The organism is Brevundimonas vesicularis, assembly GCF_044807075.1.
GTDB lineage: Bacteria > Pseudomonadota > Alphaproteobacteria > Caulobacterales > Caulobacteraceae > Brevundimonas > Brevundimonas vesicularis_G.
Window position 1 is genome coordinate 3,228,414 of sequence record NZ_CP085234.1, and the last position, 13,982, is coordinate 3,242,395.

The 13,982-nt window shown below is 64.8% G+C and carries 11 protein-coding genes and 1 tRNA gene; all 12 read right to left on the bottom strand.

Features of this window, described 5'->3' with window-relative positions; translation table 11 throughout:
• Nucleotides 1–65: 65 nt before the first annotated feature.
• Nucleotides 66–1,142: a LacI family DNA-binding transcriptional regulator gene (locus tag LG306_RS16230; RefSeq protein WP_404416697.1), complete on the bottom strand. Its 1,077-nt coding sequence runs from the start codon at nucleotides 1,140–1,142 to the stop codon at nucleotides 66–68.
• Nucleotides 1,143–1,183: 41 nt separating this feature from the next.
• Nucleotides 1,184–2,713 carry a tryptophan halogenase family protein gene (locus LG306_RS16235; protein ID WP_404416700.1) on the bottom strand — a complete coding sequence of 510 codons (1,530 nt, stop codon included), beginning with the start codon at nucleotides 2,711–2,713 and terminating at the stop codon, nucleotides 1,184–1,186.
• Between the two features lie 21 nt (nucleotides 2,714–2,734).
• A complete protein-coding gene (locus LG306_RS16240) occupies nucleotides 2,735–4,273 on the bottom strand; it encodes a tryptophan halogenase family protein (protein ID WP_404416703.1) in 1,539 nt (512 codons plus the stop codon).
• A 99-nt stretch (nucleotides 4,274–4,372) separates the two neighbouring features.
• Nucleotides 4,373–7,465: a TonB-dependent receptor gene (locus LG306_RS16245; protein WP_404416706.1), complete on the bottom strand. Its 3,093-nt coding sequence runs from the start codon at nucleotides 7,463–7,465 to the stop codon at nucleotides 4,373–4,375.
• A gap of 52 nt (nucleotides 7,466–7,517) precedes the next feature.
• Nucleotides 7,518–9,776 (bottom strand): beta-glucosidase, encoded by a 2,259-nt coding sequence (locus LG306_RS16250; protein WP_404416709.1) that lies wholly within the window; start codon nucleotides 9,774–9,776, stop codon nucleotides 7,518–7,520.
• Nucleotides 9,777–10,032: 256 nt separating this feature from the next.
• The gene (locus LG306_RS16255) at nucleotides 10,033–11,319 is read right to left on the bottom strand and encodes an MFS transporter (protein ID WP_404416712.1); all 1,287 of its coding nucleotides are present in this window, start codon (nucleotides 11,317–11,319) and stop codon (nucleotides 10,033–10,035) included.
• 40 nt (nucleotides 11,320–11,359) lie between these two features.
• Nucleotides 11,360–11,436: transfer RNA gene (locus tag LG306_RS16260), tRNA-Arg, on the bottom strand.
• A 193-nt stretch (nucleotides 11,437–11,629) separates the two neighbouring features.
• Entirely contained in the window at nucleotides 11,630–12,109 is a 480-nt protein-coding gene (locus tag LG306_RS16265) for a hypothetical protein (RefSeq protein ID WP_404416715.1), read from the bottom strand.
• A complete protein-coding gene (locus LG306_RS16270; protein WP_404416717.1) occupies nucleotides 12,106–12,696 on the bottom strand; it encodes a response regulator in 591 nt (196 codons plus the stop codon). Before LG306_RS16270 ends, LG306_RS16265 begins: the two co-directional genes overlap by 4 nt.
• Before the next feature lie 4 nt (nucleotides 12,697–12,700).
• Nucleotides 12,701–13,045 carry a hypothetical protein gene (locus LG306_RS16275; protein WP_112862698.1) on the bottom strand — a complete coding sequence of 115 codons (345 nt, stop codon included), beginning with the start codon at nucleotides 13,043–13,045 and terminating at the stop codon, nucleotides 12,701–12,703.
• Between the two features lie 2 nt (nucleotides 13,046–13,047).
• Nucleotides 13,048–13,593, bottom strand: a complete 546-nt coding sequence (locus LG306_RS16280; RefSeq protein WP_404416720.1) for a chemotaxis protein CheD — start codon at nucleotides 13,591–13,593, stop codon at nucleotides 13,048–13,050.
• Nucleotides 13,590–13,979, bottom strand: coding sequence for a response regulator (locus LG306_RS16285; protein ID WP_017505895.1), 390 nt, complete (start codon nucleotides 13,977–13,979; stop codon nucleotides 13,590–13,592). Before LG306_RS16285 ends, LG306_RS16280 begins: the two co-directional genes overlap by 4 nt.
• Nucleotides 13,980–13,982 lie beyond the last annotated feature (3 nt).

A 13,982-nucleotide genomic window follows, 5' to 3' on the forward strand; every position in this document is an offset into this window, starting at 1 on the left:
AAATCAGACCACGTTCGCCCCGTGGATGACGGCGTGAACGCGGCCAAGTCGTCGCTATTGAGGCATCAATCTGACGTCGCGACCGTCGAGGCGCGGACGGCCAGTTGGAAGGGCGGAGTTGATGCTTGAGGCAGGTCGTCCTGTCCGGACTTGGCACGGATCAGCAGGTCCGCCGCGGCAGACGCCATCGCTGCGATCGGTTGGACGACAGCGGTCAGCGGGGGATTGCTGAAGCGCACGATGGGGGTGTCGTCGAAGCTGATGATGGCGAGATCGTGCGGCACGGCGAGGCCTCTTCGACCTGCGACGCGCAGAGCCGCCAACGCCATCTGGTCGTTGGACGCCACGATGGCCGTCGGCGGATGGCCTAGGTCGCAGAAGGTCTCCATCGCCGCTTCGCCCGATGCGAAGGTGAAGTCGCCAAGTCCGACCAGATCGGCGTCGTCGGGCAGGCCACGCCCCGCCATCGCCGCACGATATCCCTGAAGCCGCGCGCCGCTCAGAGCGTATTCGGGCCTGCCGCTGATGAAGCCGATCCGACGATGTCCCAGATCGAGAAGATGGTTCGTCGCCGTTTCGGCGGCGGCGTAGTCGTCCATCGCGATGCTGAAGCCTGCGCCCGTCGCCGTGGAGCCTATCCGCGCGAACGGCAGACCCAGATCCACCAGCAGCCCGGTGATCAGCGGATTGTCCGAGTGGGGCGGCGTCAGGATCACGCCGTCAGGGTGAAGCGCAGCAATCGCCGCCTTCACCTCCCGCTCGACATGGGCCGAATGGGTGTCGACCAGTTCGAAGATCATCCGATAGCCGGCCTCGGCGCATTTCAGCATGCCGCCCAAGAGCATCTGATCGACCCAGTCGGTCCCCTCGCCCGACCGCCAGCCCTCTATGGTCCGATCACGATCGTTCAGCGCCAGAAGCAGATAGGAGCGCGATCCGCCCATGCGCTGGGCCGCCAGACTGGGGACGTAGCCCAGCCTGGCCACGGCGGCGTTGACCCGTTCGCGCACCTCCGGCCGGACGTTAGGGCCGTTGTTGATGACGCGCGACACCGTCTGCAACGACACGCCGGCCTCGGCCGCGACATGTTTGATCGTCACCTTGCGCGCAGCGCTTGACGCGGCCTGTTCCAGCTTCACCATAAAACCAAGGCTAGATGATCCTCCGGTCCGGCTCCAGCGCCTTAGGCGCTGACTTGCGGCGGCGGGGCGGCGCAGTGTCGGTCGATGAACTGCTGATGCGTCGGCAAATCGGCGACGACCCGTCTCAGCAGCTCCGCCGCATGATTTAGCTGGCCCGGGACGTCGTCGAAGGGAATGCGGTCCGTCAGCGGATGGAAGGTTTGCGGTCGAACACCCATCCCCTCCATCACCGACTGCCAGCTGACGGCCCGGAACAGTTCGTCGAGCCCCTCGGCCAGACGTCCGCCGCTTCGGAACAGCGCGATCTTGCGCTTCAGTTCGGGCGGAAGCTCCATCGTACGACAGGCGCGCCAGAAGGGCGTGTCGTCTCGTTCGGTCAGGCAATAGTGCAGGACGATGAAGTCCCTGATCTCCTCGTAATCGGCGATCATGCGTCGATTGTATTCGTCGGCCAGCACCGGATCGAGGTCGCGATCCGGCAAGAAGCGGAAGAAGAAGTCCAGCCCGCGATAGATCAGATGGATTGCGGTCGATTCCAGCGGCTCGATAAAGCCTCCGGCCAGCCCCAGCGCCAGTACGTTCTTGTCCCAGAGGCGCTCTCGAACGCCGGTCTTGAAGGGCACCACCATCGGCTTCACGACGGGCGCGCCCTCGACCTGGGCCATCAGGCTGGCCGTGGCCTCGTCATCGCTCAGATACTGGCTGCAGAAGACATAGCCGTTGCCGGTTCGGTATTGCAGCGGGATACGCCAGCGCCAGCCGTAATCCCGCGCCTGGGCCAGGGTGTAGGGCGCAGGCGGGCCGACATTCTCTGTCTGGACGGCGATCGCCCGGTCGCACAGCAGCCAGTGGGACCAGTCGTGATAGCCGACCTTCAACGCCTTGCCGATCAGCAGGCTGCGAAAGCCCGAGCAGTCGATGAAGAAATCCGCCTCGACCGTCCGGCCGTCCTTGAGGACAAGATGATCGACGAACCCATCGTCTCGAACACGCACATCCTCGACAATGCCCTCGACGCGGCTCACCCCGCGCGCTTCGGCGAAGGTGCGCAGGAAGCGTGCGACCCTTTTGGCGTCGACATGCAGCGCGTAGCTGGCGCCGCCGACCGGCGTGCGCGACGCCTTGAACGGCAGGGTAAACCGCCCTTCGCGCGCCATCACCGCCGCCGGCGCGAAATCCTGGAGGCCACCCGGATAGCCTTGCAATGCGGCCTTCAACCAGACCTGGTAAAAGTCAGCCAGATCGACCGGCGCGCCGATCGTGCCGAAAGGGTGAAAATAGCTCTGGCCCTTGGCCTTCCAGTCTCTGAATTCGATGCCCAGTTTGAAGCTGGCCTGCACCTCTCGCACGAAGACCTGTTCATCCACGCCCAGTTTGGCCAGCAGTTGCAGGAAGGGCGGCACGGTGGACTCCCCCACCCCGATCGTGCCGATGTCGTCGCTCTCCACCAGTTCGATCTGACCGAGCGCGCCCTTCAGATGTTCGGACAGCAGCGCTGCCGCCATCCATCCTGCGGTCCCGCCGCCGACGATACAGACCTTGCGGATCTTGCGGGACGGGTCAGCTTGCATTGGAAATCCTCTTCGGATCGCTCACGCCCCCGAAGCGGGCGAGGAAGGCGTCGTGACTGGTTGTGCGCTCGACCATATCGGCGACCGCATCGCGCATCCCCCACAGTCCCTGCTGCAGTTGCACGGGGTCGATCCCTTGAACGGCCGGGTCCACACGTTCCGGCATGAGCCCGAGCCCGTCATAGATGGCGAGCCAACTGGCCGGGTGGAACATCTCCCAGCGATAGCGGACAAACGCCCCCTCGCCTTCCAGAGATCGACCTTGCGCCTCAGGGTGTCGGGCACGGCCGCCTCGCGCCGCTCGCGCCAGAAGGCTTCGTCCCGGCCGTTCAGCCAATAGTGCAGGATGATGAAGTCGCGCGTGCGCTCCATCTCGCGCGCTGATTGGTCGTTGAACTCATCGAGCACGGCGGGGACGAAATCGCGATCTGGAAACAGCGCCTTCAACCGTTCGATGCCGTTCTCGATCAGGGCGATGCTGGTGCTTTCCAAAGGCTCCAGAAAGCCTGCGGCGAGACCCAGCGCCACGCAGTTCTTCACCCAGGCCTGGCGGCGCCTGCCCGGACGGAAATCGATGCGGCGCGGCGCCGCCAAGGGGCGACCTTGCAGATTGCTCACCAGCGCGGCTTGCGCCGCGTCGTCCGACATATGGGCGCTGGAAAAGACCAGGCCGTTGCCCGTTCGGTGCCGCAACGGAATGCGCCAACGCCAACCGGCCTGATGCGCCGTCACCCGCGTGTAGGGCGCAATGACGTCGTCAGGCGTATTCTCGGTCTGAACGGCATAGGCGGCATCGCAGGCCAGCCAGTCGCCCCAGTCCTCGTAGGGCGTTCCCAAGGCTTCGCCGATCAGCAGCCCCCGGAAACCCGAGCAATCCACGAAGAGATCGCCTTCAATCTCGCGCCCGTCATCCAGGACCAGCCTGTCAATGAAGCCGTCCTGCGGACGAAGCTTCACGGTGGCGATGCGCGCATCGATACGCGTTACGCCGGAGCCCTCCGCATAGCGGCGAAGGCGTTGTGCAAACAGGGCGGCGTCGAAATGCAGGGCCCAATCGAAGACCGACAGGCTGGAGGGCGGATTGGGCGACGGCTCCACGAACTTGTTCGCCAGCGCCAGCGACGCTCCGAGCGAATAGGCCGACAGGGGCGTGGCGTCTCCGGTTTCCGCCTGCCGCATCCAATAGTGATAAAACCCGACGCCGTTCAGATCCTGGCCGTAGAGACCGAAGGGATGGATGAAGTCCGAGCGAGGCCCGCCCCACCCCTCGAAGCGGATTCCAAGCTTGCAGGTGGCCTGGGTCGCGGACATCACATCGGCGTCGGTGAGCCCCAGTTGGGCGTAGAAGCGTCGGATCGTCGGTATGGTCGCCTCGCCGACCCCGACCGTGCCTATCTCTGAAGACTCCACCACCGTGATGGCGATGTCTGTCGACGCCAGATGCCGGGCAAGCGCCGCCGCCGCCATCCAGCCCGCCGTGCCGCCGCCGACGATCACGACCTTTCGGATGGCGGCGCCCCGATCGGATGTCTGCGGCGCTTCGACGGAAGGAGTAGTCATCGTCTTCGTTCGGCCCTCGAACCGTAAACACGCTAGGCTAGACAAAAGGAGGCCGGCGACAACGCAAAGGTCGCCGCCGGCCAGAGGCTTCAGGGAAGTCTAGAACTTGGCGCGTACGCCCAGAGACCAACGCGGTTCGAACTCATTGCGGGAGTGGAACTGTTCCGCGCCCTTCTCGAACTCGAGGTAGTATTCCTCAATCTCGCCGAACACGTTGGATCCATTGGCGTAGAACACCAGATTTTCGTTGAACTGATAGGTAACGTTCAGGTCAACGTACTGGGACGTATCTTGATAGATCGGGATATCGCCGAACCTGCTCGACAGACGAGGCGTGCGGTAGTTGTAGGCCACGCGAGCCTGCAGCTTGTCGCCCTGATACCAGATCGCGGCGTTGACCTGCTGCTTGGAGTTGTCGATGAACGGCAGTTTGTCGCCAGACAGGTTCCGATCGCTCTGCGCACTATCGGAGTAGGTGTAGCTGCCGTCGAAGCCGAAGTTGTAGAAGAGGCTACCTTCATCCAGCAGATCTCTAAGCCCGATCTTTGCGCCGATTTCTAGACCTTGCAACGAGCCGCTTTCGCCTTGTACCGGCCGATTGACAGGCACCGTTCGACGGATGATGCCGTCGCCATCCGGGAACTGGCCGTCGTTCACTGTAGCGCGCGCCACGAAGCTCTCGATATCCAGCTTGAATATCGCCACGCTGAACATGGTAGCGCGACCTGCATAGTATTCCAGGCTCAGATCATAGTTGTTCGACCGCCATGGGTTCAGTTCCGGGCTACCGGCAAAGGTCGCGCCAGTCACGCGACGAATGCCGACAGGCGGAGCGGTCGGATCGTCCGGCGTCGGCCCAGACGAGTCGGCCGTCGAAATCGTGACGCCGCCGCCGTAGTTGCCGAGATCCAGCGGGATCATCGTCTTGTTGAACGCCGCGCGCAGCTTCAGCTGGTCGCTGAAATCGTAGACCATGTTCACCGACGGCAGATAGTCGGTGTAGGTGCGCGATGAGAGGGTGTCGCCGACATCCAGATTGGTGTCGCCGTAGTTGCGCGTGTCGCCTGTCTGGTTCTGGCGCACCCGCAGCTCGGTGCGGATGGCGCGCAGGCCCACATCGCCGTGCAGGTTGCCGAAGCCGACGGTGGCGTTCAGATAGCCGCTGTCCTCATACAGATCGACGTCATAGCTGTTGCCTGGGATGATGACTTCATAGGCGCTGCCGAAAACGCGCTGCTGGAAGGCCACGACATCGTCGAAGTCCCGCGGATCGGCGACCCAGACGCCCGGCAGGCCGCGCGTGATCGATCCCCAGTCGTCCAGGAAATAGACGTTGTTGTTGGTGTTCAGCTTCGTCGGACGATTGACCGTATAGCCCTGGAAGATGGTCTGAGGGTTGGTGGCGCTGACCGGAAGCGCCGGGTTGAACGCCGGGTTCGGGACCTGTTCGCCGGCCGAGCACTGGTTCTGGTTCATGACGACGTCGATCGCCTTCCACTGAACCGAACAGCCGTTCACGTCCGAGAACAGGTGGAAGTTGGTGATCGACACTTGGCGATCCGAGTGCCGCAGGCCGGCGTCGACCTTCTCGATGAAGCCCAGCGCCGGGCCGTTCTGGAACTCGTAGGCGCCGTCCATGCGCACGACGGTGAGTTCGGATTCGTTGCGCTGGTTGCCCTCGGACGAATAGGCCGCAACCGCGTAGCTATCCAGGTTGGACATATACTGCGTCAGCGGCACATTGCCCAAACCGCCCACGATCGGATTGTTGAAGTTGCTCCAGACCGTCTGCCCGCCGCCGACGTTCAGATGGATCTGCGGATCGTTGCCGATGCCCAGCGGGTTGGGGTTGATGTAGCGACCGCCGGCCGAGCCGATGATGCCGTTCGAATACTGCGAGGCCGGATACTGGGCAGCGATGGCGGCGGAATAGAAGGGTCCGCGCGTCCGGTCGGCGGCGTCGCGGAACAGGGTGAAGTTGCGATCCGGCGCATATTGCCAGTTCGACAGGTCGCCCTGCACCTGCCCGTTCATGCTCAGCAGCGACGCCTCGCCATGCAGCGCGCGCGCCGAGAAGGTGAAGGGCCCGCCCCGATCGTATTTCAACTCCAGGTTCAGATTGGTCGACTCATTGTTCTTGGTGCGGTTGACCGTGAACGAGTTCATCCACCAGACATCGAGGTCGTATTCGGTGACGTCGAGCCAGGGATTGCCGTTGCTGCCGTTCACGCCGGTTTGGGTGAAGGCGGTGGGGGTCGTCCAAGTGAGGCCGTTCCAGCGATTGGAGATGTTCAGGCCCGCCGCCCGATCATGCTCTTCCAGCTTGGTGTAGAAGACCTCGCCGGTCAGGTCGAAACCGTCGTCGATCTTCCAGGTGAAGGCGCCGTTCAGGCCGGTGCGCTTGCGTTCAACCTCCCGATGGAAGGTGTCGTAGCCGTGCGGCGCGATCCAGTTGTTGTCCGAACCACCCCAGTCGTTGTTGCCGAACACGCCGCCCGACACCCCGGAATAGTTGTTGCCCAGGTTGGCTTCGGAATAGACGCCCGAGATCATCGCGCCGAAGCGATCGTTGCGCCAGTTGAGCAGCCCGTTGAACAGATAGTCGTTGTGGCGCGTGTCCTGGCCGGTCGAATACTCGGCCGCCTTGGCGATGGTCAGGCCTTCGCTGAAGTTGAACGGCCGTTGGGTGCGCAGGTCGATCGTGCCGGAGATGCCGGACTGGGCGTTGTGAACATCCATCGACTTGTAGACGACGATCGAGTTCATCAACTGCGCCGGCACATCGTTCAGGTTCGGCTGGGCGCTGCCCAGATTGCCCGGCGCCAGGTATTGCTCGCCGTTCAACAGCGTCACCACCTGCGGAAGGCCGCGGATGTTCACCGTCGCGCCCTCCCCGGCGCTACGCTGGATCTGGATGCCGCCGATCCGCTGCAGGGCGTCGGCGACGGTGACGTCAGGCAGCTTGCCGATGTCCTCGGCCGAAATCGCGTCGACCACAGCGGTGCTGTTGCGCTTGATGCTGATCGCCTGCTGCTGCGACGCCCGGATGCCGGTGACGACGATTTCGTCCAGCGTCGTTGCGTCGGGACTGTTGGTCTGGGTCGTTTCCGGCGCTGTCTGCGCCATGGCCGGCGTCACCAGGGCGGTGGTCGCCAGCAAGGCGGTCAGAATGGATGTCCTGCGTAGTCTCATGATCGGTTTCCTCCTCCAGTTCGCCGCTTGTTGATGCGGCTTGTTTCCTGCCTCAGGGTTTCAGCAGATGCGGGGTGATCCTCGCTTCTCCGCCAATTCCTTCGTCCAGAGCATCGCGCGCCACCCGGACGCGATAGGGGCCCGGCAAGATGCGCCAACCCGGCGCGCTCGTGTCGTATCGGGCCAGAACCCGAGGCTCCGCCGTCAGGGTGATCCGCCGCGTCTCTCCCGGCGCGAGACTGACGCGAGCGAAGCCCGCTAGACGCCCCGCGCCGCCGTCCGGCAAGGTCACGTAAAGCTGCGGGACATCGTCCCCGGCGCGATCGCCGGTATTCGTCACCTCGACGCTGACGCGCAGCCCGTCGCCGGCCTCAATCGTCAAGCCGTCGTAGGCGAAGGTCGTGTAGCTAAGCCCATGACCGAAGGGAAAAAGCGGCCGGCGACCCTCGCGCTCGTACCAGCGGTAGCCGACATCCGATCCTTCGGGATACTCCACGGGGAACGGTTTGAACTCCGCAGCGGAGCCTGAGCCGGCATTGGAGGCGGCATCGGACTCCTTCAGCGCCTGCAGGCCTGGGGGCGTGGGCCGGGGCGGCTGATCGGCGTCGCGCGGGAAGGTGATTGGCAGGCGGCCCGAGGGGTTCACCTTTCCGAACAGGATGCGCGCGATCGCTTCGCCCCCGCGCTGTCCCGGATACCAGGCCTGGACCACCGCCGCGACCTCGTCGATCCACGGCATGAGCACAGGACCGCCCGTTTCCAGGATGACTGCGGTCTGAGGATTAGCGGCGGCGACGGCCCGGATCAGATCGTCCTGACCGTTCGGCAGTTTCAGGTCTTCGACGTCCTGCGCTTCGGTGGTCCATTGGGTGGCGAAGACCAGGACGACGTCCGCATTGCGCGCGGCGGCGACGGCCCGCGCGGCGTCTGCGCCGCCGACGAAGGTCACATCCGCATCCGGCGCCTCAGCCTTGATCGCCGCCAGCGGCGAAGAAGCATGATAGGTGACGCGAGCGAAGGACGAAGCCGCCCCCGACGTCAGCGGGATTTCTATGGGCGCGCCTCCGACCGAGCGGACCTGAGACGACCCCCCGCCCGACAGCACGCCGACGTCGGCATGGCCGCCGATGACGATGATCCGACGTGCGCTCGCCGCCAAGGGCAGTATGCCCCGCGTGTTCTTCAATAGAACGATGCCCGCTTCCGCCGCGCGCTGCGCCACCTCGGCATGGGCGGCGTAGTCCGGCGTTTCGGCCGTCGTCCGCACCGGGTGATCCATTGCCCCGCTCTCAATCATCCCGGTCAGGATGCGGGCGACCATGTCGTCCAATCGGGCTTCAGACACGCGGCCCGCCGCGACGGCCTCGCCCAGCGGCGCGCCGAAGTAGATCTGACGGTCCAACTCCTGGCCCGACTCCTGGTCCAGGCCGCTGTTGGCGGCCTTTTCCGTGGAATGCACCGCCCCCCAGTCGGACATGACCCAACCCGGATAGGCCCAGTCGCGCTTCAGAACCTGATTGAGCAGGAAGTCGTTTTCGCAGGCATAGTCGCCATTGACCCGGTTGTAGGCGCACATCACCGAGCCGGGACGACCGCGCTCGATCGCGATCTGAAACGCCAGCAGGTCGCTTTCCCGCAGCGCCGCCTCGCCCAGACGGGCGTCCATGATCATTCGCCCGGTTTCCTGACTGTTGAAGGCGAAATGTTTGATCGTGGAGACGATGTTGTTCGACTGGACGCCGCGAATGTGTTCGCCGGCCAGAACACCGGCCAGCAGAGGATCCTCACCGAGATATTCGAAGTTGCGCCCGTTCCACGGGTCGCGCGTCAGGTTGACCCCGCCCGCCAACAAGACATTGAACGTCTTTGAACGCGCCTCGGACCCGATCATCGCACCGCCGGCATAGGCGATCTCAGGATCAAAGGTGGCTGCGGTCGCCAGGCTGGACGGCAGGGCGGTAGCGACGTCGCCCTTGCGCTGTTCGACTTGGTTGGCGACGCCCAGGCTCGCGTCGCTTTCACGCAAAGGCGGCACGCCGGGCACATAGCCCGCCGACGGGATCATCTGATCCAGCGGCGCCCCCGGCGTTCGGTCCGCCATGGGCGGGAAATAGCCATGCACCAGACTGAGCTTCTCTTCACGCGTCATCCGCGCGACAAGCGCGTCCGCTCGCGTCCGGGCGTCCGGCAGGGCAGCCGAGACCACTTGCGACTGCGCGGCGAGGGCCGGTGCAGACCACGGCTGGACCACGCCGAGCGCCAGAGCGCTGATCGTCAGCCCCAGCCATCCCCGATACCGCTTCCTGAACATAGCCTCTCCCCGTCAGAGAGATGCAGCCAGCACGACGGAGCGACAGCCCGACATCGCCAGACCTCGCCAGCAACATCCGGATGCGCATCGACGCCTTTGATCGGACGAAAGACGTCGGCGCCTATGCGTGGCGACGACACTCGGCCCGATTGCAAGCTGATCCCGTTGTCTCTACTCCCGGAGGTTCTTCGACCTCTCTGAGCGTGGGTAGATCACGATTTGAGAGCGTTCACAACCACAAAGCAGCCACAAATTGTTACGGGGCTTGGTCGCCCTGTTGCCCCCCGTCAGGCCACCAGTCCGCCTGTTCGCTGATCTGCATCACCAGCACCAATGCGACCAAGGTCAGGCCCGCGAGCGCCAGCAGCAAGATCGTGAAATCGCCTTCCGCGGCGAGAACGTACGCCAGCCCGGGCGCGATCAAGGCGGGGATGGTGTTGGTCAAATTGAGTAGCCCCATATCGCGCCCGCGATGCCGGGGCTTGACCAAAAGCTGCATGGCATAGGTGCCTTGGAACGCGAGGAACAGCGACGCGCCGCAAGCGAAAAGCACATAACCCAAGGCCGCCGGCGCCCATTGTGGCCAAACGCCCATAACCACGGCGCCGACCATCGTCATGGCGGCGGATAGGAGGAGGAAGGGCTTTCGCATTCGCAGGGCGTCTGAGAAGCGCCCGGCCGCAATGGCAAGCGGCGCCAGCACCACCGTCACGATACTGGACAACCAGGCGACCTGCCCCGCCACATCCGTCGGACCAAAGCGAAGACCAGTCCGGTCCACGGTCTCGAAGTAGAAGAGTAGATAGGCGAAAAAGATCGTCCCCGCGATCTGGATCAACAGCCGTGCGATCCACACCCTGGCCAGATTGCGCACCCTCAGAGCCTTCGTGGAAACGTCCGTGACGGCGGCCGGGATGATCGCGCCACGTCTCCGCGACACGATCAGCAGCGGCACGACGCCTGCCGTTACCAAGACGCCGGTCATGACCAGCTGCAACCCCTCGCCAAAGGCGGGGGACGCCGTGACCAGGACGCCGGCGATCCCTCCAAAGGTGTAGACCGCCCCCATCAAGCCGCCGATCAGTCCCTTCTGACTGTCCGGCACCTCATCGGCCGCCATGGCGCTCAACGGCGCAAGCATGGTGTTAAGGGCTGCCTGAAAGATCGCCACGGCCAGCACGACCTGGACCGGCGTCGATGCGGCGTGGATGCATTCGTAGCCGCACAGCGTCAGGATCAGCCCCCCCAGAATCCAGGGACGGCGCCCCCGCCGCCCCATCACCGTCCGATCGCTCAGGACGCCAACGCCGATATTGACCACACTCGCCACAGCCGCGCCGACTAGGGTCGTGAGGCTAAGCAGCGCCATCTTGTCGGCGCCTGCGATCGCCTCGATTTTCACAGGCAGAATGAGGGTCAGCAGCGGCACATAGGCGACGACGCCAGCGCCCCAAGCCAAGGCGTAGAGCAGAAGAAACGTCAGGCTGCGCTGAGGAGCGTCCGTCAACTCCATAGGGGCGAGACTCGCGTTGACGATGGTCAAGGCATCATTGTGTAAGCTGATGGCGGCCTTGGCGACAACGTGGCGACCCCGGCAGGACTCCAACCTGCGACCTCGGCTTTAGGAAAGCCTTGCTCTATGCAGCTGAGCTACGGGGCCACGCAGGACGCCGTAGCGGGTCGCGGCCATTGGGGGAAGTCGGGGCGGCGAAAAAGTCGGCGGGCTGGTCGGGCGCTTGTGGTTAAGAGGGCTTAACCTACCAGATATCGCGGTGAACAAAGGACGAAACGGGCGATGTCAGCGATTCGGTCCTGATTCGTTTCGCCCTTGTTCCGCGTGAACGGAACGGCCGTTAACAGACGGGCGGGACGTGGGCGACCAGGGCGCGCAGGCCTTCCAGAAGGCGGTCGGAATCGGCGTTGGTCTGCCCTTGGGCGGCCAGGGTCAGGCGAAGCGCGCGCACGTGGACCTCGACCGAAGGCCAGGACCAGACGCCGGCATCCTGCATCCGGTCGGCGATCTCGCACAGGCTGAAGGCGGCCTCGAAGAAGGTCGGCACATCCAGATAGCCGGCCATGTCGACCATGGCGGAGGCGAAGGCGTAGATCTGGGCCGGAGCATCGTCTGGACGCGTCGCGCACAAGGCCTCGATCGCGTCGACGTTGGCCGTCAGAAGGGCGAAGACGCTGTCGCGCTGTTCGTCCAGAGCCTGGTTGGCGCGGGATTCGGCCTCGACGATCAGACGGCCGCCCGGACGCGCCATCTGACGCTGCAGCGAAGTGTGAACCCGACGGACCTTGGCGGGCTTGGGCGCGGCGACGGGCTCGGTCACAAGCTGACCTTCATCGGCTTCAACAGCATGTCGATGTCGTCCTGATCCATGTTCTCCTCGACCGCCTCGCCCAGATCTCCCGACAGGTCGCTTGAGCGGCGCCCGTCGGTGCCGGGCGGAGGACCGTAGTTCCTCACCCGACGGTCAGGCCCGATGTAGTGTTCGGACTCGACGAAATCCCGGTCCTCGCCGCCCAGCCAGATGATCCGCTTGAGAAGCAGCGATGGCGACAGCGGCTTGGCGACGATGAAGCTGGCGCCGCAGTCTCTTCCCTGTTGGACCTTGGCCTGGGAGGCGTGGCCCAAAATCATGATGACGGGCACGTAGCGGGCCGGCGCAGGCGCGTCGCGCCGCAGCCAGCGCACGAAGTCATAGCCGTCCATGTCGGGCATGATGCAGTCGATCAGGATCAGATCAACAGAGCGTCGCGCCAGGATTTCGACCGCCGCCTGGGCCGAGGCGCATTTGATCTGCTCCTTGCAGCCGAAGCCTTGGACGATGGAGCCCAGCATATCCAGCGACGTGGGCTGGTCGTCGATCAGAAGGACCGTCGTGTGCGCCAGGTTGACCCGATCGCTCTTGGCCATGGCGTCAGAACAGCATCAGGTCGCCGGCGTCGGCGGTCGCTGCCTGTCGCTGCTCGCCGGCGGCGGGGCGCAGGCGGCCCGCCATGTCGGCCAGCGACAGCCGGCTGACGGCTTCAGACGGGCTGGCGCCGCCGCCCAGCATGCGCAGGACCCCGGACAGGGCTTCGAGGCGTTGCGTCAGGGCGTCCAGAGCCTGGGCCTGGGTCAGGGCGTTGGGGCGTTCCTCGGGCGGAGCGCGGCGGACTAGGTCGCTGACCAGGGCCTCGATCCCGTCGATGCCTTCGCGCACCAGCATCAGCTCGTCGGCGACGGCGGCCAGCAGATCGGCGTGTTCGGGAGGGGCGCTCATGATCAGAACAGTTCCAGGGCGCCGGTGTCGACCGGCGGCGCCATGACGGGCACGGGCTTAGGCGCGACGACGTCGGTCACGGCGCGTTGCAAGGCCCGGCCGGTGACGGGCCAATAGTGCAGGCGCCGGCCGCCGTCGCCGCGCAGACTGCCGCCCACCACGGGAATGCCTTCGTCGCGGAGGAATTTCTCGGCGAAGTCGGCGTTGCTGCGTCCGACGTCTCGCAAGGAATCGAACATGCGGCCGCCGCCGAACAGCTTGGCCTCCAGCCGGTCGCGACGAGCGCCGGCCTTGAGCATGTCGTTGATCAGAAGCTCCATCGCATAGGCGCCGTAGCGACGCCCGGCGTCGGTGCCCGCGCCCGAGCCTTCGGGCAGCAGGAAGTGGTTCATGCCGCCGACGCCCGCTAGCGGATCGCGCACGCACATGGCGACGCAGGACCCCAGAATGGTGCTGAGGACGACATTGGGGTCGGACGTGATGTGGTGTTCGCCCTGACCGACGTGGACACGCTTTTCGGTTGTCTCCTTCAGCGCGGCGAACGTCATGTCAGAGGACCGAAGACGGCTTCCAGCTTGCCCTTCAGCTGGGCGACGGTGAAAGGCTTGACCAAGTAGTTGTTCACCCCGAATTGCACCGCGCGCTGGACCAGTTCGCGGTCGGCGCGGCCCGTCAGCATGATGAAGGCGGTCTTGGAGGTGGGGGGATGGGCGCGCACGGCGCGCAGCAGGCCCAGACCATCCAGGTTCGGCATATTGTAGTCCGAGATGATCAGGTGCGCGGGCTTGCTGATGATCTCGCGCAGGGCGATCTCGCCGTCGGCGGCCTCGCGGATCTCGCGCACACCCAGCTGTTGCAGGCTGGTGCGGACCAGCGAGCGCATCGTCATCTGATCGTCGACGACCAGGCAGTGAAGTGAGGCGGCGGCGGGCATAGG